Source organism: Vibrio pomeroyi (assembly GCA_041879425.1).
GTDB classification, from domain to species: domain Bacteria; phylum Pseudomonadota; class Gammaproteobacteria; order Enterobacterales; family Vibrionaceae; genus Vibrio; species Vibrio pomeroyi_A.
On record CP090854.1, the window covers coordinates 2,311,482 to 2,329,395 of the forward strand.

The 17,914-nt window shown below is 46.2% G+C and carries 17 protein-coding genes and 1 other annotated feature; of the genes, 11 read left to right on the forward strand and 6 right to left on the reverse strand.

From position 1 onward, the window contains the following. Positions 1-178: 178 nt before the first annotated feature. Positions 179-2,542, forward strand: coding sequence for a DNA polymerase II (locus tag L0992_10090; protein XGB66069.1), 2,364 nt, complete (start codon positions 179-181; stop codon positions 2,540-2,542). 85 nt (positions 2,543-2,627) lie between these two features. Here the strand turns inward: L0992_10090 and L0992_10095 are convergent, their stop codons facing one another. Continuing rightward, the gene (locus L0992_10095; GenBank protein XGB66070.1) at positions 2,628-3,395 is read right to left on the reverse strand and encodes a nucleotidyltransferase domain-containing protein; all 768 of its coding nucleotides are present in this window, start codon (positions 3,393-3,395) and stop codon (positions 2,628-2,630) included. Positions 3,396-3,532: 137 nt separating this feature from the next. Here L0992_10095 and yeiP point away from each other — a divergent pair, with 137 nt between their 5' ends. The 3 genes from yeiP to L0992_10110 all read left to right on the forward strand — a co-directional run bounded on the left by yeiP (position 3,533) and on the right by L0992_10110 (position 5,072). After that, a complete protein-coding gene (yeiP, locus tag L0992_10100; GenBank protein XGB66071.1) occupies positions 3,533-4,102 on the forward strand; it encodes an elongation factor P-like protein YeiP in 570 nt (189 codons plus the stop codon). A 10-nt stretch (positions 4,103-4,112) separates the two neighbouring features. Beyond that, positions 4,113-4,442: an HI1450 family dsDNA-mimic protein gene (locus tag L0992_10105; protein ID XGB66072.1), complete on the forward strand. Its 330-nt coding sequence runs from the start codon at positions 4,113-4,115 to the stop codon at positions 4,440-4,442. A 147-nt stretch (positions 4,443-4,589) separates the two neighbouring features. After that, positions 4,590-5,072 (forward strand): RNA methyltransferase, encoded by a 483-nt coding sequence (locus L0992_10110; protein XGB66073.1) that lies wholly within the window; start codon positions 4,590-4,592, stop codon positions 5,070-5,072. Positions 5,073-5,301: 229 nt separating this feature from the next. Here L0992_10110 and rluB read toward each other — a convergent pair whose 3' ends face one another. The 3 genes from rluB to L0992_10125 all read right to left on the reverse strand — a co-directional run bounded on the left by rluB (position 5,302) and on the right by L0992_10125 (position 8,031). Continuing rightward, entirely contained in the window at positions 5,302-6,333 is a 1,032-nt protein-coding gene (gene rluB, locus L0992_10115; protein XGB66074.1) for a 23S rRNA pseudouridine(2605) synthase RluB, read from the reverse strand. Positions 6,334-6,493: 160 nt separating this feature from the next. Beyond that, a complete protein-coding gene (locus tag L0992_10120; protein ID XGB66075.1) occupies positions 6,494-7,114 on the reverse strand; it encodes a threonylcarbamoyl-AMP synthase in 621 nt (206 codons plus the stop codon). A 62-nt stretch (positions 7,115-7,176) separates the two neighbouring features. Then, complete coding sequence (locus L0992_10125; protein XGB66076.1) at positions 7,177-8,031, reverse strand: PHP domain-containing protein; 855 nt, start codon at positions 8,029-8,031, stop codon at positions 7,177-7,179. A gap of 120 nt (positions 8,032-8,151) precedes the next feature. Here L0992_10125 and L0992_10130 point away from each other — a divergent pair, with 120 nt between their 5' ends. The 7 genes from L0992_10130 to trpA all read left to right on the forward strand — a co-directional run bounded on the left by L0992_10130 (position 8,152) and on the right by trpA (position 15,273). After that, positions 8,152-8,277 (forward strand): Trp operon leader peptide, encoded by a 126-nt coding sequence (locus L0992_10130; GenBank protein XGB66077.1) that lies wholly within the window; start codon positions 8,152-8,154, stop codon positions 8,275-8,277. After that, positions 8,224-8,338, forward strand: a sequence feature (Trp leader region). It overlaps the preceding gene by 54 nt. A 125-nt stretch (positions 8,339-8,463) precedes the next feature. Beyond that, the gene (locus tag L0992_10135; protein XGB66078.1) at positions 8,464-10,053 is read left to right on the forward strand and encodes an anthranilate synthase component 1; all 1,590 of its coding nucleotides are present in this window, start codon (positions 8,464-8,466) and stop codon (positions 10,051-10,053) included. Between the two features lie 2 nt (positions 10,054-10,055). After that, positions 10,056-10,664 carry an aminodeoxychorismate/anthranilate synthase component II gene (locus tag L0992_10140; GenBank protein XGB66079.1) on the forward strand — a complete coding sequence of 203 codons (609 nt, stop codon included), beginning with the start codon at positions 10,056-10,058 and terminating at the stop codon, positions 10,662-10,664. A gap of 9 nt (positions 10,665-10,673) precedes the next feature. After that, the gene (gene trpD / locus L0992_10145) at positions 10,674-11,669 is read left to right on the forward strand and encodes an anthranilate phosphoribosyltransferase (protein ID XGB66080.1); all 996 of its coding nucleotides are present in this window, start codon (positions 10,674-10,676) and stop codon (positions 11,667-11,669) included. 25 nt (positions 11,670-11,694) lie between these two features. Then, a complete protein-coding gene (gene trpCF / locus L0992_10150) occupies positions 11,695-13,146 on the forward strand; it encodes a bifunctional indole-3-glycerol-phosphate synthase TrpC/phosphoribosylanthranilate isomerase TrpF (GenBank protein ID XGB66081.1) in 1,452 nt (483 codons plus the stop codon). Between the two features lie 130 nt (positions 13,147-13,276). Beyond that, a complete protein-coding gene (gene trpB, locus L0992_10155) occupies positions 13,277-14,467 on the forward strand; it encodes a tryptophan synthase subunit beta (GenBank protein XGB66082.1) in 1,191 nt (396 codons plus the stop codon). After that, positions 14,467-15,273 (forward strand): tryptophan synthase subunit alpha, encoded by an 807-nt coding sequence (gene trpA, locus L0992_10160; GenBank protein ID XGB66083.1) that lies wholly within the window; start codon positions 14,467-14,469, stop codon positions 15,271-15,273. Before trpB ends, trpA begins: the two co-directional genes overlap by 1 nt. An 84-nt stretch (positions 15,274-15,357) precedes the next feature. Here trpA and L0992_10165 read toward each other — a convergent pair whose 3' ends face one another. Together L0992_10165 and L0992_10170 are read right to left on the reverse strand one after the other, a co-directional pair. Next, positions 15,358-16,155, reverse strand: a complete 798-nt coding sequence (locus L0992_10165; protein XGB66084.1) for a slipin family protein — start codon at positions 16,153-16,155, stop codon at positions 15,358-15,360. Positions 16,156-16,250: 95 nt separating this feature from the next. After that, a complete protein-coding gene (locus L0992_10170; GenBank protein XGB66085.1) occupies positions 16,251-17,657 on the reverse strand; it encodes a nodulation protein NfeD in 1,407 nt (468 codons plus the stop codon). Between the last annotated feature and the right edge of the window lie 257 nt (positions 17,658-17,914).

Genomic DNA, 17,914 nt, shown 5'->3' on the forward strand with positions numbered 1-17,914 from the left:
AGATAAAGATATTTTCAATACCATTGAATAACCATTCGTGACAATTTCACTTTTTTGCTTATATCGTCCCGTTATTCAATGCTATTAACGATAAATTAATGACTATTTGTCCAGCCTATTGTGCGGAATCCGGTGCTAGATGGTAGTATTCGATTCCCAGTTTCAATAGGTTACTACATTGGATATTCAGCAAGGCTTTGTACTCACTAGACAAGCAAGAGATTTTTCAGGGCGCACACAAATCGATTTGTGGCTAAGTACCCCTCAAGGCCCTACTCTGCTGACCATTCAAAATGAAAAGCCTGTATTTTTTGTCGCTCAATCTGATGTTCAAGCGTGTCAGGCTATTGCGGAAAAAGAAGCAATAGACTGCCAATTTAAGCCTTTAGAACTCGCGACCTTCGAACAAACGCCTCTCGCAGCTTGTTACACCTCGCTATCAAGAAGTAGCTTTGGCTTAGCGCAAGCCTTCCATAACGAAGAAATCCAAACCTTTGAAAGCGACATTCGACTCGCTGACCGATTCTTGATGGAACGCTTTATCAAAGGAAGCATTGAGTTCACAGGCACAGCCGTACAAAAGATTCAGCATCGCAGAGTCTCAAACGCAAAATGCCGCTCAGGAAACTACTTACCTAGCTTGTCGGTGGTCTCACTGGACATCGAGTGTTCAGAGAAAGGCGTGCTTTACTCCATCGGCTTAGATAGCCCAATGGATAGCCGAGTGGTCATGGTTGGCGAACCGCAGCAAGCAGGCACTAATATCCAATGGGTTGCCAACGAAAAAGCTCTTCTAGAGGCCATGATTGCTTGGTTCTCCGAGTTTGACCCTGACATCATCATTGGTTGGAATGTCATTGATTTCGACTTTAGGCTGTTGCACAAACGTTCAGAATGGAATGAAGTGAAGCTCACTATTGGTCGAGACAATCAACCCAGCTTCTTTCGTAGCTCTGCACAAAACCAACAAGGCTTTATCACGATTCCCGGCCGTGTAGTCTTGGATGGTATCGATATGCTTAAAACGGCGACCTATCACTTCCGGTCTTGGTCACTGGAGTCGGTATCGCAAGAGCTACTTGGCGAAGGCAAAGACATCCACAATGTTCATGACCGCATGGATGAGATCAACCGGATGTTTAAGTTCGATAAGCCTTCACTCGCCAAGTACAACCTTCAAGATTGTGTGTTGGTAAACCGAATCTTCGAACATACTCACCTACTCGACTTCGCTATTGAGCGCTCGCGATTGACTGGTGTGGAACTTGATCGTGTTGGCGGTTCTGTTGCTGCTTTTACTAATTTATACCTACCACAGATACACAGAGCCGGCTATGTCGCGCCGAACTTAGAGCCAGAGAATTGGATTGCAAGCCCCGGTGGCTACGTGATGGATTCAATTCCTAACCTGTATGACTCGGTTTTAGTTCTCGATTTTAAGAGCCTGTATCCATCGATCATTCGCTCATTTTTGATTGACCCTATGGGTCTTATTGAAGGGTTGAAGTTGGAACTTGGCCCAGCCGAAGACCAAGCGGTTGATGGTTTTCGAGGTGGTCAATTCCATCGCTCTAAACACTTCTTACCAGAGATGATCGAGAACTTGTGGGCTGCTCGTGATGTAGCAAAGAAGAACAACGAAAAAGCCTTCTCTCAAGCGATTAAGATCATCATGAACTCGTTTTATGGTGTGTTGGGTTCGTCTGGTTGTCGTTTCTTCGATACTCGCCTAGCCTCATCGATCACCATGCGTGGCCATGAAATCATGAAGCAGACCAAAGTGCTTATCGAGGACAAAGGCTATCAAGTTATCTACGGTGACACCGATTCAACCTTCGTGTCTCTGAATGGCAGTTATGATCAAAAACAAGCCGACGAGATCGGGAATGAACTTGTCGCTTACATTAACGATTGGTGGACGAATCATCTCAAAGAGACCTACAACCTAACCTCGATACTTGAATTGGAATATGAGACTCACTATCGCAAGTTTCTGATGCCAACCATTCGAGGTTCAGAAACAGGCTCGAAGAAGCGCTATGCCGGTTTAATCAATCAAGGCGACCAAGAGAAGATCATTTTCAAAGGGCTCGAAAGTGCACGAACAGACTGGACACCGCTGGCACAACAGTTCCAACAAACGCTATATGAAATGGTGTTTCATGACCAAGACCCAACCGACTACGTAAGACAGTTTGTTGATGAGACTTCAGCAGGTAAACACGATGATTTATTGGTTTATCAGAAGCGTCTGCGTCGTAAACTGCATGAGTACCAGAAGAACATTCCGCCACAAGTTCGCGCCGCAAGATTGGCCGACGAGATCAACGCTCAGCTCGGTCGTCCGCTTCAATACCAGAACAAAGGGCGTATTGAATATCTGATTACTCTGAGTGGCCCTGAGCCGAAAGAGTATTTAAAGAGTGGTATCGATTATCAGCATTACATCGACAAACAGATTAAACCGGTCGCAGAGGCTATTTTGCCCTTCATCGGTTTAGATTTTGAGAGAGTCAGCGGGCAGCAGTTAGGTCTTTTTTAAGATTCTTGTCGAGGTTTCACCAAAACAAAAAAGCAGAGGAATGTTCAATTCGCTCTGCTTTTTTATATCGATAGATTACGAAGCTCTATCCGATTCGAAACTCTGTTTTCTGGTACTGCTTAACCAACCACTCTCCAAAGCCATCCAGAATGCCGATAACCGAACGTTTCGGAATCGCTCTTCCAGAAAGTAAGATGCCCAGTCGTTGAATTTCAACTTCCCTATCAGGGTGATACTTCAAAAACTGTAGACCACATTCCACAGGGTCATCAAACCAATACTTATCGCGGTACATCACCAAAGAGTAGCTCGCTCTTAGCAGCTTCTTGGCAATGATCACTTGCGCGGCCACTTGTTGCTCTGGTGTCGTTGCTCGGGCAATCTTGTTGCGATACACCGCTAACCAGTTTTCCGCATCCATGTTCCAATGCTTGGCAATTTCCCAACTCGTTTCAAAATCACCATAGCAATCAGATAAGTCTTCACCATGCACACACACAGCCAAATGCTTGAGCATAAAGCCCCATGTGAAGATGTTGTCGAAGTCGACTATCTCGCTCACTAAGGTGGTTTTAATCGCGACTTGAGTAACCTGCGGGAAGCTTTTTTGAAAGCGCCATTTAATGGTATTTAATAGCGTGGTTCGCTGATCAGGAAACGGGCGGTGTGTCACCACAACCACATCAAGATTTGAGCGACCGACAACGGCTTGCTTGCGAGCGACACTGCCATAAATATAGACACTGTGTAGATTAGAACCTAACCCACCTTTTAAGAAGGTAATCAGATCGTTAACCACAGGTTGGAATTCAGGTTGAAAAGGCTGTGTTGGGTCAATAACAGGTAGCTGCATAGGTCGTTTCGGCAAATAAAATCATGATTTAACTGTGACTCTATGATCGCTTAGGTGACTTTATGATTCAAGCTATTCCTATTTATAGCATCTCCGAGATATAATCAGCGGATAGACCCAATAAGGACAAACACAAAATGCCTAGAGCAAGTGAAATTAAAAAAGGTTTTGCTATCACAGTAGAAAGCAAAACAGTGATCGTTAAAGATATCGAAGTAACAACACCAGGCGGCCGCGGCGGCCAAAAGATTTACCGCTTCCGTGGTAACGATGTAGCAACTGGCGTTAAAACTGAAGTTCGCCACAAGGCTGACGAAATCGTTGAAACTATCGACGTAACTAAGCGTGCAGTAATGTTCTCTTACGTTGATGGCAACGAGTACATCTTCATGGATAACGAAGATTACACACAATTCATCTTCAACGGTGAAACTATCGAAGACGAACTACTGTTCATCAACGAAGAAACTCAAGGTATGTACGCGATCCTTATCGACGGCAACGCTGCAACGCTTGAGCTACCAACATCTGTTGAGTTAGTTATCGAAGAGACTGACCCTTCAATCAAAGGTGCGTCAGCGTCTGCTCGTACTAAGCCTGCTCGTCTTTCTACAGGTCTTACAATCCAAGTACCTGAGTACATCGCGACTGGCGACAAAGTAGTAGTAAACACTGCTGAACGTAAATACATGAACCGCGCAAGCTAAGATACTTATTATGACCGAAGCTAACGACCTAATGTCTTATGACGACGCAATTGACACTGCATACGACATCTTCCTAGAGATGGCACCTGACAACCTAGAACCTGCAGACGTGATTCTTTTCACGGCTCAGTTTGAAGATCGTGGCGCAGCAGAGCTTGTTGAAACTGGCGATGATTGGGTTGAACATGTTGGCTTTGAAGTCGACAAAGAAATCTACGCTGAAGTGCGCATTGGTCTTGTGAATGAAGCTGATGACGTTCTAGACGACGTATTTGCTCGCATGCTAATCAGCCGTGATCCAGACCATAAGTTCTGTCACATGCTGTGGAAACGCGACTAATACCGCTGTTGACGCTCATTTGCATGAGTAAACAAGTATTCATGTACGCGAGTTAAAAATTAGCCGAGCCCATTGCTCGGCTATTTTTATCGCGCTAATTCTCATCGTGACTACCCACTTTCATCATCAACGTTAGATTCACTGATTATGACCAAAGCAAAAACAGACACACAATCGAAAGGCTATGCCTGCATTGGCCTAGTTAACCCAAAGACGCCTGAAAACGTAGGCTCAGTAATGCGAGCGGCTGGCTGCTACGGTGCCAACTCTGTGTTTTACACGGGCACACGCTACGACCACGCGCGAAAATTCCATACCGATACCAAAGAGAAGCATCTAGCACTGCCTCTCATTGGTGTTGAAGATCTGAAAGACATTATTCCTGTAGGCTGCGTACCTGTTGCTGTCGATCTTATTGAAGGCGCCAAGCCTCTGCCGGATTACAAGCATCCACCACGCGCGTTTTACATCTTTGGCCCTGAAGACGGCACGCTGAAGAAAGAGATCACCGACTTCTGTCGTGAGACGATTTACGTCCCAACCAATGGCTGTATGAACCTAGCCGCATCAGTGAACGTTGTGCTTTACGATCGATTGGCGAAGGGCGATAACTTTTCGAATCATAAGTAAAAGAAACGAGATACGAGATACGAGATACGAGATACGAATAGATTATAGATGCGCCTACACGAGATAAGAGATGCGAAAAGCACGCTGACTGCGTTGATGGCAACATGTTTTCGATACTCGGTTACTCGCATCCTGCTTCTTTTCATTCTTCAGATGTAAAAAAACCTGCTCTATGAGCAGGTTTTTTTGTATTCAGTGCTTTCAGCTAATGAAGCGTTAAGTTAAGAACTTACTGACGTGTTCTTGGCTTAGCTGGTTTAGCCGGACGACCATTGTTCATCTTAGGCTTGCTTTTGTTAGCTTGAGGCTTGCCTTTAGCTGCTGGAGCGCTACGACCTGAATCAGGTGTTGTAGTGCCGCGAGTCGCTGGCTTCTTACGCTTAGGTTGGTTGCTACGGCCTTTTGGCGCATTTGCGCGCTCTTCGTGACGCTTAACAGCACGACGAATTTTCTGGCTACGAGAACGCTCACGCTTACGAGAAGTGTTTGAAGGATCAAGGTCCAACAACGTTTCTTTCTCTGGGTTCAGTTCAACTAGCTGACGTAGGTAGTTAACTTCTTCAAGATCTAGCTCTTTCCAACCGCCACGAGGCAGTTTCTTATCAAGGTAGATATCACCGTAACGTACACGTTTCAGGCGGCTTACTGTTGTTTCTTGTGATTCCCAAAGACGACGAACCTCACGGTTACGACCTTCGTTAATCGCTACGTAGAAAGTATGGTTCATACCTTCACCACCAGCGTAAACCACGTCTTCGAAACGAGCCATACCATCTTCTAGTTCAACGCCACGCACAAGGTTCTTAACCTTCTGCTCAGTCACTTCACCGAATACACGTACTAGGTACTCACGTTCAACCTGACGGCTTGGGTGCATTAAGCGGTTTGCAAGTTCACCATCAGTAGTGAAAAGCAAAAGACCCGATGTGTTTGCATCAAGACGACCAACTGAAATCCAACGAGAACCACGGATCTTAGGTAGACGATCGAAAACAGTACGGCGGCCTTCAGGGTCGTGACGAGTACAAAGCTCACCTTCAGGTTTGTAGTAAGCAAGTACACGACAAACCACTTCTTCTGAAGCTTTGCCTGAAACAGTATGGCCATCGATACGGATCACTGAGTTCTCGTCTTCAAGACGCTCGCCCAGTTTCGCAACTTGCCCGTTAACACTTACACGGCCAGATTTAATTAAACCTTCTAGTTCACGACGAGAACCGTGACCAGCTCGCGCTAAAACCTTCTGTAATTTTTCGCTCATTTACTCTTTTCTACCTAATTGTCGTCTTCACAGACGTCGAATGAATTTTTTCGCGACCAAATCGCGGTCGCGTATTATCGCAAAGAACCCGCTAAAAAGCACTTGTTATTTGCTATAGCAGGTTCGTTGTATCGTTACAGACTGTTAATCAGTAAAGCGATTATTCAAACGGCGCAGGATCACCAGCACCACGACGTAGAATCACGGCATCATCGTCACTGAAGTCAATAACGGTCGTTGGTTGCTCGCCCAAGTAGCCACCATTCAAGATGACATCAACGGCGTGCTCAAGGCTGTCACGAATTTCTTCAGGATCCGATTCGGTTGTCTCGTTACCCGGCAGAATCAGTGACGTCGACATCAATGGCTCGCCCATCGCTTCTAACAGGTCTAGCGCGATCTTGTTGTCTGGTACACGAATACCAATGGTTTTACGTTTCGCGTTCATTAAACGCTTTGGCACTTCTTTGGTTGCTTTGAAAATAAACGTGTAAGCACCCGGCGTATGCGCTTTAAGCAGACGGAATGCAACGTTATCTACTCGTGCATACAGTGACAGTTCAGACAAGTCACGGCATAGCAGGGTGAAGTTATGTTTATCGTCGATACGGCGAATTTTACAAATACGTTCAAGTGCTTGTTTGTTCTCAAGCTGACAACCCAGCGCATAACCGGAATCAGTTGGATAAACCACAACACCGCCATTGCGGATAATCGCAACCGCTTGGCTGATTAAACGTGCTTGTGGGTTATCTGGGTGTACATAAAAAAACTGGCTCATTGTTGATCCTCGTTATCGAATCTCTCGACTCTATCATCAGAAGGAGCTGGCTCACCTAAAGACTATTCAGATGGTGAAACCGTTTGAAACTCCCAATCTTTCCATACTTCTTCTACCCCAGAAGGTAGCCAGAGATTACGTCCAAGTTCCATCCACGGAGATGGGTAATGGAAATCGCTGCCTTGGGAGGCTAATAGTTTGTATTGTATAGCATAATCCGCAAGTGTGCGTCTTTCTTGTTGCGCTTGCTGAGGTTGAGCAACTTCCATCGCGTCCCCTTTTGCTTCAACAAATGCCGCTAACAGGCGCTTAACCCACTTCGCTGTGAAGCCATATCGCCCCGGGTGAGCCAATACTGCTTGTCCACCAGCCGCATGAATCGCCGTGACAGCATCACTCATTGAACACCACGTTGGCGGAACGTAACCTGGGTTATTGCGAGTCAGAAACTTTTTAAATACCTGCTGCATGGTTTTCGCGTAGCCATTGTCGACTAACCACTTAGCAAAGTGAGCGCGAGTGATAGGCGCATCACCAGCAATCAACTTCACTTCGTCCAACACCCCTTCTCGGGTCGCTTTCTCAAGACGCTGAGCAATGAGCTCGGCACGCCCGATACGGTGTTGCTTCTGTTGTTCAATCAGTGCTTTCAATTCTGGCGATTCAGGATCAACGTTTAACCCAACAATATGGATATCTTTGTTTTGCCAAACGGTTGAGATCTCGATGCCATTAATCAACTGAATAGGAAGGTTGTTATCTGCAATGTAGCTACGTGCTTCAGCAAGCCCATCAGTCGTATCATGATCTGTAATCGCTAACGCTTCGATGTTAAAGCTTAGCGCTCGGTCAATTAGCTCAGGTGGAGTAAGTCGGCCATCTGAGGCTGTTGTATGACTATGTAGATCAATTCTCATATATTCTTTTTCATTGTTTTCAATTTTTATCGTTATATTTGCGTCAACAGACTTGACCCGCAAGCGGAAAACTAGTTAACTAGTACACAAATACGAAGTATCACATTTGATAGGTTCACCATGTTACAAGAATTTAACCAAAACCATAAAGATAAAGTTTTAGAACTTTCTTCAGTAGAAGCAAGTTCAGAGCTTAATTGGTGGCGCACTTGGACAAGTTCTTGGTGGGCTAACGTGTACTTCTAATTAAACAGTTTGTTTATAAAAAAGTTATCACTAAGCCCGCTTTAATAGCGGGCTTTTTAATTTGTCGAACATCTCACATTCAACTGACTAACAAATCATCGAATTGACCATATTCTAGATTGGGTGAAAGGTATCTTTATGCGACTATGTACGGCAGGAAATTTAAAGAATCATAAAGGAGGTCTTGTGAACAAGGCCATTGAAATCAAAAAGCTGGGAACCATTGAGGTCATCAATTCTTCAGTTCCTTACTCGCAAGATCCAACCAGTGTTTTTCATACCTTGTGTGAGAACAAAACAGACAGTTTGCTGTTGGAATCTGCTGAGATTGAATCTAAACAGAACCTGACAAGCCTACTCCTTATCGACTCTGCTGTTCGTATCGTATGTCGCGGACATGAAGTAACCTTTCAAGCGTTGACTCAAAACGGTCAAGCGCTTATCGAACATCTGACTCAAAACGTTAAAGCAGAGATTAAATCTGATCTGACAGATAACTTACTGACGCTGACTTTTGTTGAGCCGAGCAACGAATTAGACGAAGACTCACGCTTAAGAGAAGCTTCTTCTTTCGATGCTCTGCGTTTGGTTCAGCACAGCTTTGAGCAAGACGCTGATAATAAGCATGCATTGTTCATGGCAGGCCTATTCGCTTACGACATCGTGGCGAACTTTGAACCGCTAGGCGATGCTGAAGCAACCAACAATTGTCCTGACTTTGTTTTCTACGTGGCTGAAACCCTGTTGCGTTTCGATCACCAAGAGAACGAAGGCCTGCTACACGCAAGCTTGTTCGCTCAAGACGACAGCATCAAAGCACAACTAACTGAGCGCTTAGCCGACATTCAAACACAATGTCAGTCGCTGAAAGCCATCACAGAAGTTACACCACTAGACAACGTTGACGCTGTACCAAGCGTTTCAGATGAAGACTTCTGCCAAACGGTTCGTGACCTAAAAGAGTACGTCGTAAAAGGCGATGTATTCCAAGTCGTACCTTCACGCCGCTTCACGCTTCCTTGCCCTGCTCCACTGGCAGCTTACAAAGAGCTTAAGCAAAGCAACCCAAGCCCTTACATGTTCTACATGCAAGATGAGTTGTTTACTCTGTTCGGTGCTTCTCCAGAAAGCGCGCTGAAATACGAAACCGAAACCAACCAAATTGAGATTTACCCAATTGCGGGGACTCGTCGTCGCGGTAAGCGTCCTGACGGTCAAATCGATTTTGACTTAGACAGCCGTATCGAGCTTGAACTGCGCACCGACAAGAAAGAAAACGCTGAGCACATGATGTTGGTCGACCTAGCACGTAACGATGTGGCACGTATCGCTGAAGCTGGCACTCGCCACGTAGCAGACCTACTGAAAGTTGATCGCTACAGCCATGTGATGCACTTGGTTTCTCGTGTTGTTGGTCAGCTACGTGAAGACTTGGATGCTCTACACGCTTACCAAGCTTGTATGAACATGGGTACGCTAACAGGCGCACCAAAAATCCGCGCAATGCAGCTTATTCGTGACGTAGAAAAAACGCGTCGTGGTAGCTATGGCGGTGCGGTCGGTTACCTAACAGGTGAAGGCACGTTAGATACGTGCATCGTGATTCGTTCTGCTTACGTTGAAGATGGTGTGGCACAAGTACAAGCTGGCGCCGGCGTGGTGTTCGATTCAGACCCACAAGCAGAAGCGGATGAAACTCGCGGCAAAGCACAAGCGGTCATCTCAGCGATTCAAGCTGCACACACTAAAACCATTTCTAACAAGAAGGAGTCGTAATCATGGCTGATATTGTATTCATCGATAACTTCGACTCGTTCACTTACAACCTTGTAGACCAGTTCCGCTCATTGGGTCACAACGTAAAAATTTACCGTAACAACATCTCTGCAAAGGTCGTTGAAGCGGCGATCAACGTATTAGACAACCCTGTTGCCCTACTTTCACCGGGCCCTGGCGCTCCGGCAGACGCGGGCTGCATGCCTGAGCTGATTCAGCTGCTAAAAGGCAAAGTGCCAATGATTGGTATTTGCTTAGGCCATCAAGCGATCGTTGAAGCTTATGGCGGTACCGTTGCAGGCGCAGGCGAAATCATTCATGGTAAAGTGTCGATGATGGAACACCAAAATCATGCGACTTACCAAGGCTTACCTTCGCCACTGGCTATTGCTCGCTACCACTCTTTAGTAGCAACGCATGTCTCTGATAGCCTAACGGTGACAGCTGAAGTCGATGATTTGGTCATGTCTGTGGTTCAAGAACAAGACAAGGTGTGTGGATTCCAATTCCACCCTGAATCAATTATGACAACCTACGGTGCAACGCTTCTTGCGAACGCTATCGAATGGGCTCTTGAGAAACCTCTTCGCCTTGAGAAGACTGGAATATAGGAAACGATCATGGAACAGATTAATAAACTTTACGAACAGCAGTCTCTTACTCAAGAAGAAAGCCAACAGTTATTTGATGTTATCATCAAGGGCGAACTAGACCCAATCCTGATGGCTTCTGCTCTGACTGCACTTAAGATCAAAGGCGAGACGCCAGACGAAATTGCGGGCGCGGCGAAAGCACTACTTGCTAATGCAAACCCGTTCCCACGCCCTGATTACGATTTTGCAGACATCGTAGGTACAGGTGGCGACGGTCATAACACCATTAATATCTCAACGACATCTGCATTCGTTGCAGCCGCTTGTGGTTTAAAAGTCGCTAAACACGGTAACCGCAGTGTATCGAGCAAATCAGGCTCTTCTGATCTACTGGATTCGTTTGGCATCAACCTAGCGATGACAGCGGAAGATACACGTACGGCTGTCGATGAGCTTGGCGTCGCATTCCTATTTGCTCCGCAGTACCACGGTGGCGTGCGTCACGCGATGCCTGTTCGCCAAACCATGAAAACACGTACTATCTTCAACATCCTTGGCCCACTGATTAACCCTGCTCGCCCTAACATCGAGCTTATGGGTGTTTACAGCAAAGAGCTTGTACGCCCTATCGCGGCAACCATGCTGCAAATGGGCATGAAGCGCGCGGCGGTTGTTCACGGTAGCGGACTTGATGAAGTCGCGATTCACGGCGAAACCATGGTTGCAGAAATCAAAGATGGCGCAATTCACGAATACACAGTGACACCGGCAGACTTTGGTTTGAGTACTCACCCGCTTGAAGCTATCAAGGGCGGCGAGCCAGAAGAAAACAAAGCCATCACAACTGATATCCTGACGGGTAAAGGCACTGAAGCCCAAGTTGGCGCAGTAGCCGTGAACGTTGCTCTACTGATGCGTCTATTTGGTCACGAAGACCTAAAAGCCAACGCACAGCAAGCCATTGATGCGATGAACTCTGGCAAAGCCTACGAGCTTGTACAAAAGCTTGCTGCGCACGCCTAACGAACGACGAATTGAGACAAAGAACATGACACAGACTACCGATAAACTGTCGACCCACGTTTCAGTCAAAGAAGCTGAAATGGCGGAAGTATTAGCAAAAATCGTTCGTGATAAATACCAATGGGTTGAAGCGCGTAAGCAAACTCAACCATTGGAAGAGTTTAAAGCAGCGTTAACCGCAACAGACCGCAGCTTTTATGATGCATTGAGCGGCGAACAGACGGTTTTCATTACTGAATGTAAGAAAGCCTCTCCGTCAAAAGGTTTGATCCGTGACGAGTTTGACCTGGACTACATTGCATCGGTTTACAACAACCACGCTAATGCGATTTCAGTACTGACCGACGAGAAATACTTCCAAGGTGACTTTGAGTTTTTGCCTAAGGTTCGCAGCATTGCTAAGCAGCCAATCCTGTGTAAAGACTTCATGGTGGATACCTACCAAGTTTACCTAGCTCGTCACTATTCAGCTGATGCTATCTTGTTGATGCTATCGGTATTGGATGATGAAGAGTACAAAGCACTTGCTAAGGTCGCTCACTCACTCAACATGGGTGTGCTTACGGAAGTCAGTAACGAAGAAGAGCTTCACCGTGCTGTGGCTCTAAACGCTAAGGTTATCGGTATTAATAACCGTAACCTACGTGACCTTTCGACCGATTTGAATCGTACCAAAGAGCTGGCTCCATTGATTCGCGAACTGGCTCCAAACGCTATCGTGATTTCAGAGTCTGGTATCTACACCCACCAACAAGTGCGTGACCTTTCAACATTTGCAGATGGCTTCCTAATCGGCAGCTCTCTCATGGCTGAAAAGAACCTTGAACTTGCAGTGCGTAAAGTGACGCTCGGTGAAAACAAAGTGTGTGGTTTAACTCACTCTGACGATGCCGCGAAAGCGTATCAAGCAGGTGCAGTATTCGGTGGTTTGATTTTCGTTGAAGCGTCTAAGCGTCATGTGGATATCGAGGCAGCTCGTTTAACCATGAGCGGCGCACCTTTGAACTACGTGGGTGTGTTCCAAAATCATAGTGTTGCTGACGTTGCTAACACAGTTTCTGAACTCGGTCTGTTTGCGGTGCAACTGCACGGTGATGAATCTCAAGCGTTTGTCGATGAGTTAAAACAATCTCTACCTGAAAATGTTGAAATTTGGAAAGCTTACGGTGTTGCTTGCAGTACTGAAAACGGCGCTGAAAGTGTGCTACCAGAATTACTTCAAAGCAATGTGACTCGTCACCTGCTAGATACTAAAGTGGGTTCTCAAACGGGTGGTACTGGTCAAGCGTTCGATTGGAGCCTAATCAACAACCAAAGCGCAATCATGTTAGCGGGTGGCCTAAACCCAGAAAACGCTAACCAAGCGGCTAAGTTGGGCTGCTTAGGATTAGACCTAAACTCTGGCGTTGAATCCGCTCCGGGTAAAAAAGACGCAGACAAACTGCAACACGCCTTTGCAGCGATTCGTAATTACTAGTCCAAGCTCGGCTCTAGGAATTAGAAAGCAGAAACTAAAAACATATTTGTGAGCTTTGCTTTAGCGAAGCTCAAACAAGATTAAATGACTTGGTGTGAAGACACTCCAATAGAATTGAAGGAATAACACAATGGCTAAACTCGATGCCTACTTCGGTGAATACGGTGGTCAATACGTACCGCAGATCCTAGTGCCAGCACTAGACCAACTAGAACAAGCATTTATCGATGCACAAGCCGATCCTGAGTTCCGCAGTGAATTCATGACGCTTCTGCAAGAGTACGCAGGTCGTCCAACGGCACTAACGCTAACGCGTAACCTGACTAAAGGTACAAAAACTAAACTGTACCTAAAGCGTGAAGATCTACTTCATGGCGGTGCTCACAAGACAAACCAAGTTCTTGGCCAAGCATTGCTAGCAAAACGTATGGGTAAGCAAGAAATCATTGCTGAAACAGGCGCAGGCCAACACGGCGTTGCAACAGCTCTAGCGTGTGCTCTGTTAGGCCTTAAGTGTCGCGTTTACATGGGTGCAAAAGACGTTGAACGTCAGAGCCCGAACGTATTCCGTATGAAGCTGATGGGCGCAAAGGTTATCCCTGTTCATTCTGGTTCTTCAACGCTAAAAGATGCATGTAACGAAGCTCTACGTGACTGGTCTGCAACTTATGAAGATGCGCACTACCTACTAGGTACGGCTGCGGGTCCTCACCCATTCCCAACCATCGTTCGTGACTTCCAACGCATGATCGGTGAAGAAACCAAGAACCAAATTCTAGCTCGTGAAGGTCGCCTTCCTGATGCAGTTATCGCTTGTGTTGGCGGCGGTTCAAACGCTATCGGCATGTTTGCTGATTTCATTGAAGAAGAAACGGTTCGCCTAATCGGTGTCGAGCCTGCTGGTAAAGGTATTGATACCGACCAACACGGTGCGCCGCTTAAACACGGTAAAACGGGTATCTTCTTTGGTATGAAAGCACCATTGATGCAAGATGAGAACGGCCAAATAGAAGAGTCTTACTCTGTATCTGCGGGTCTAGACTTCCCATCAGTGGGTCCTCAACACGCTCACCTGAACGCAATTGGCCGTGCTGAATACGAAAACGTAACCGATGACGAAGCGCTAGAAGCATTCCAATCTATCGCACGTAACGAAGGTATCCTCGCTGCGCTAGAGTCATCTCATGCTTTAGCTCATGCAATCAAAATGGCTCACGACGAACCAGAAAAAGAACAACTATTAGTCGTTAACTTGTCTGGCCGTGGTGACAAAGACATTTTCTCTGTACACGACATCCTTAAAGAGAAAGGAGCACTATAATGGATCGCTATCAATCACTATTCACTCGCTTAGCTGAAAAGAATCAGGGTGCATTTGTACCATTCGTAACGGTTGGCGATCCTAACCCTGAACAGTCTCTTAAGATCATGGAAACTTTGGTTGAAGCAGGTGCTGATGCGCTTGAACTGGGTATCCCATTCTCTGATCCACTGGCTGATGGCCCAACAATCCAGGGCGCAAACATTCGTGCGTTAGATTCTAAAGTAACGCCAGATGTGTGTTTTGATCTTATTGGTCAAATTCGCGCTAAATACCCAGAGCTGCCAATCGGCCTACTGATGTACGCGAACTTGGTTTACGCACGTGGTATAGAAAATTTTTACGAACGCTGCGCAAAAGCAGGTATCGATTCAGTATTGATTGCTGATGTACCAACCAACGAGAGTGGCGAGTTTGTTGCTGCAGCGAAGAAGTTTGGTGTTCACCCAATCTTTATTGCTCCACCAACAGCAAGCGATAAAACACTTCAATCAGTTTCTGAGCTAGGTGGCGGTTACACATACCTACTTTCTCGCTCAGGCGTAACGGGTGCAGAAACCAAGGCAAACATGCCTGTGACTGCCCTACTTGATCGTTTGAACAAATTTGATGCGCCACCAGCACTGCTTGGTTTCGGTATCTCTGCTCCTGAACAAGTGAAAGAAGCGATTGTAGCGGGTGCTGCAGGTGCTATCTCTGGCTCAGCCGTTGTGAAAATCATTGAAAACAACGTTGAACAACCAGAAGCAATGCTTAAAGCATTGGCTGAGTTTGTAACGCCAATGAAAACTGCAACACAGAAGTAATCTTTAGCATTCGCTAAACACGACTTTGGATTCTAAAAGGCACCACAGATGTGGTGCCTTTTTTATTGCTGCCAGAAAAGCTCGCTAATCATCCACTTTCATCGCTTTCTTAATCGCAGCCTCATTGAGTGTCGCTTTAATTGGATCAGTGATTTTATCCACCAAGTCGACAGGCATTGGGAATACGATGGTTGTGGTGCGTTCATTCGCGACCTCGGTTAATGTCTGCATATAACGTAACTGAATGGCGTTGGGCGCTTTGTTCAATACTTCTGCGGCTTCTCTTAGCTTAGTGGATGCCTCTAACTCACCCGTAGCATGTATCACCTTAGCTCGACGAGAACGTTCCGCCTCTGCTTGTTTCGCAAGTGCTCGCACCATACTGTCATCAAGATCAACATGCTTGATCTCGACATTGGCAATCTTAATTCCCCAATTATCGGTGTGTTGATCCAGTATCGATTGTAAGTCTCTGTTGAGCTCTTCACGTTCAGACAGTAGCTCATCCAACTCATGCTGGCCTAGAACAGACCGTAACGTGGTTTGGGAGAGTTGGCTGGTGGCTTCGAGATAATTCTCAACGTTATTAATTGCCATCTTTGGATCAAGCACTCGGAAATAGACGACAGCATTGACCTTAACCGACACATTATCTCTGGTGATCAAATCTTGTGTTGGTACATCTAAAACGATAGTTCGTAGGTCGACTCGCACGATTTGTTGAATGAAAGGAATGATGATGATTAACCCCGGCCCTTTCACACCGTAAAAGCGCCCAAGGAAGAACACCACTGCACGCTCGTACTCGCGCAGCACTCTGAACATGCTGGCTATCAACAAGATAACGAGCACGATGACAATACCTATAGTGTGTATAAACATAACCGCCCCCTAGTGGTAACGATGGCTAAGCAATTAATAATTCAATCAAGTTTGTCCTAGCATTCCACGCTAACAGTGCGTGCTAACAGTCTGCACTAACCAAGTTTCGATGGTGTCTCATCGGGCAGCGCTTCAACATCCAAAGAAAGCCCGGTGAGCTTGGTGACTCTGATACTCTGCCCTGCTTTCAGTTCATTGGCGCACTTAGCTTGCCAGATCTCACCTTCAACCAGTACGCGACCCGCACCGGGGAAACCGCTGACGACTTTACCTATCTCACCGACAACCGCTTCCATCCCCGTGGTCACTGGCTTGTTTCTCACTCGGACTAGCATTGATATTGTTACGACGATAAACGCTACAGAGAACAAGCTGATTCCGATAATTAGTGGTAATGCTATTTGGTAACCCGGCACCTCAGTGTCCATCAGCATGATAGAGCCCAATGTAAATGCAGCAACGCCACCCAAACCGAAAATACCGAAGCTCGGGCTAAAGGCCTCTGCGACCATTAAGGCAATTCCCAATAGGATTAAGGCAAGACCCGCGTAACTCACAGGCAGCATTTGTAAGGAGTACATCGCCAATAACAGACAGATGCCGCCCAATACGCCCGGTAAGCCGACACCAGGGTTATAAAACTCAAGCAACAAGCCATAGATACCAATGAGCATGAGAATGTAAGCGACATTTGGATTGGTGATCACCGAAAGCAAACTGAAACGCCAATCTTGTTCTCGTTCGACAAACGCCACATCACTAAGTTGAACTTGCTGACTGACGCCATTAATAGTGATGGTGCGTCCGTTGCTCATTTCCACTAGCTGCTGTAAATCACTCGCGATGAAATCAATGACGTTAAGTTCGAGGGCATTCTCTGAATCTAAACTCGCCGCTTCTCTTACCGCCTTTTCTGCCCACTCTTCATTACGATTGTGCAATTTGGCCAAGCTAACAATGTAAGCGGACGCATCGTTGATCACCTTCTTCTCCATCGCAGTGGTGGCTTTTACTTGCTCGGAGTTCTCTTCTTTAGGTGAACTTTGCTCATTGGCTGTGGCATTGTCGTCTTTATTGGCCTCTTCTTGAGGAGATAACGGATTAGAAGGGCCTTTACCTCCGCCAAGAGACACTGGAGTGGCTGCACCCAAGTTGGTTCCGGGAGCCATAGAAGCGATGTGGCTAGCGAGTAGAATATACGTCCCTGCACTTGCTGCGCGTGAACCTGCAGGTCCAACCCAAGTAGCTATCGGAATCGGTGACGTGGTGATGGATCTGATAATGTCGCGCATCGACGTATCTAACCCGCCGGGCGTGTTCATTTTCAATATGATGAGCTTAGCTTGCTCGTCGTGAGCTTGTTCTATTTCTCTCGTGAGGTAGTCACTGGTCGCCGGGCCTATACCTCCATTCACCTCTATCACCCAGACATCATCGGCCTGAACATTCGCAGAGGCGAACAACAGAAGAAACGCGAAACAGCACTTTAATATAAAAGTCATAGCCCCTCTCCTTACAACTGAGATGCTAGATAGACGTTTTATTTAAAGCGTAGAGGTAACATCTTGGTAATAAATAGATACCTTAAGCATAGTTCAGGCTGAATTTCGCACAACACACTGCTCAAAATCTCACCCCGATCGTAACGAGCAAAAAAAGCGCAAAAATGAAACACAAATGTTAACAAAACCCACTAAATACCGAAGTGCAGAAATCATTCACAAAACACCAGATAGATTTACATTTATAAACTCGACAA

Coding starts and splice junctions, on each gene's coding strand:
- L0992_10095 (XGB66070.1), bottom strand. CDS start 3,395: ATGCAGCTACCTGTTATTGACCCAACACAGCCTTTTCAACCTGAATTC.
- yeiP (XGB66071.1), top strand. CDS start 3,533: ATGCCTAGAGCAAGTGAAATTAAAAAAGGTTTTGCTATCACAGTAGAA.
- L0992_10105 (XGB66072.1), top strand. CDS start 4,113: ATGACCGAAGCTAACGACCTAATGTCTTATGACGACGCAATTGACACT.
- L0992_10110 (XGB66073.1), top strand. CDS start 4,590: ATGACCAAAGCAAAAACAGACACACAATCGAAAGGCTATGCCTGCATT.
- rluB (XGB66074.1), bottom strand. CDS start 6,333: ATGAGCGAAAAATTACAGAAGGTTTTAGCGCGAGCTGGTCACGGTTCT.
- L0992_10120 (XGB66075.1), bottom strand. CDS start 7,114: ATGAGCCAGTTTTTTTATGTACACCCAGATAACCCACAAGCACGTTTA.
- L0992_10125 (XGB66076.1), bottom strand. CDS start 8,031: ATGAGAATTGATCTACATAGTCATACAACAGCCTCAGATGGCCGACTT.
- L0992_10130 (XGB66077.1), top strand. CDS start 8,152: ATGTTACAAGAATTTAACCAAAACCATAAAGATAAAGTTTTAGAACTT.
- L0992_10140 (XGB66079.1), top strand. CDS start 10,056: ATGGCTGATATTGTATTCATCGATAACTTCGACTCGTTCACTTACAAC.
- trpD (XGB66080.1), top strand. CDS start 10,674: ATGGAACAGATTAATAAACTTTACGAACAGCAGTCTCTTACTCAAGAA.
- trpCF (XGB66081.1), top strand. CDS start 11,695: ATGACACAGACTACCGATAAACTGTCGACCCACGTTTCAGTCAAAGAA.
- trpB (XGB66082.1), top strand. CDS start 13,277: ATGGCTAAACTCGATGCCTACTTCGGTGAATACGGTGGTCAATACGTA.
- trpA (XGB66083.1), top strand. CDS start 14,467: ATGGATCGCTATCAATCACTATTCACTCGCTTAGCTGAAAAGAATCAG.
- L0992_10165 (XGB66084.1), bottom strand. CDS start 16,155: ATGTTTATACACACTATAGGTATTGTCATCGTGCTCGTTATCTTGTTG.
- L0992_10170 (XGB66085.1), bottom strand. CDS start 17,657: ATGACTTTTATATTAAAGTGCTGTTTCGCGTTTCTTCTGTTGTTCGCC.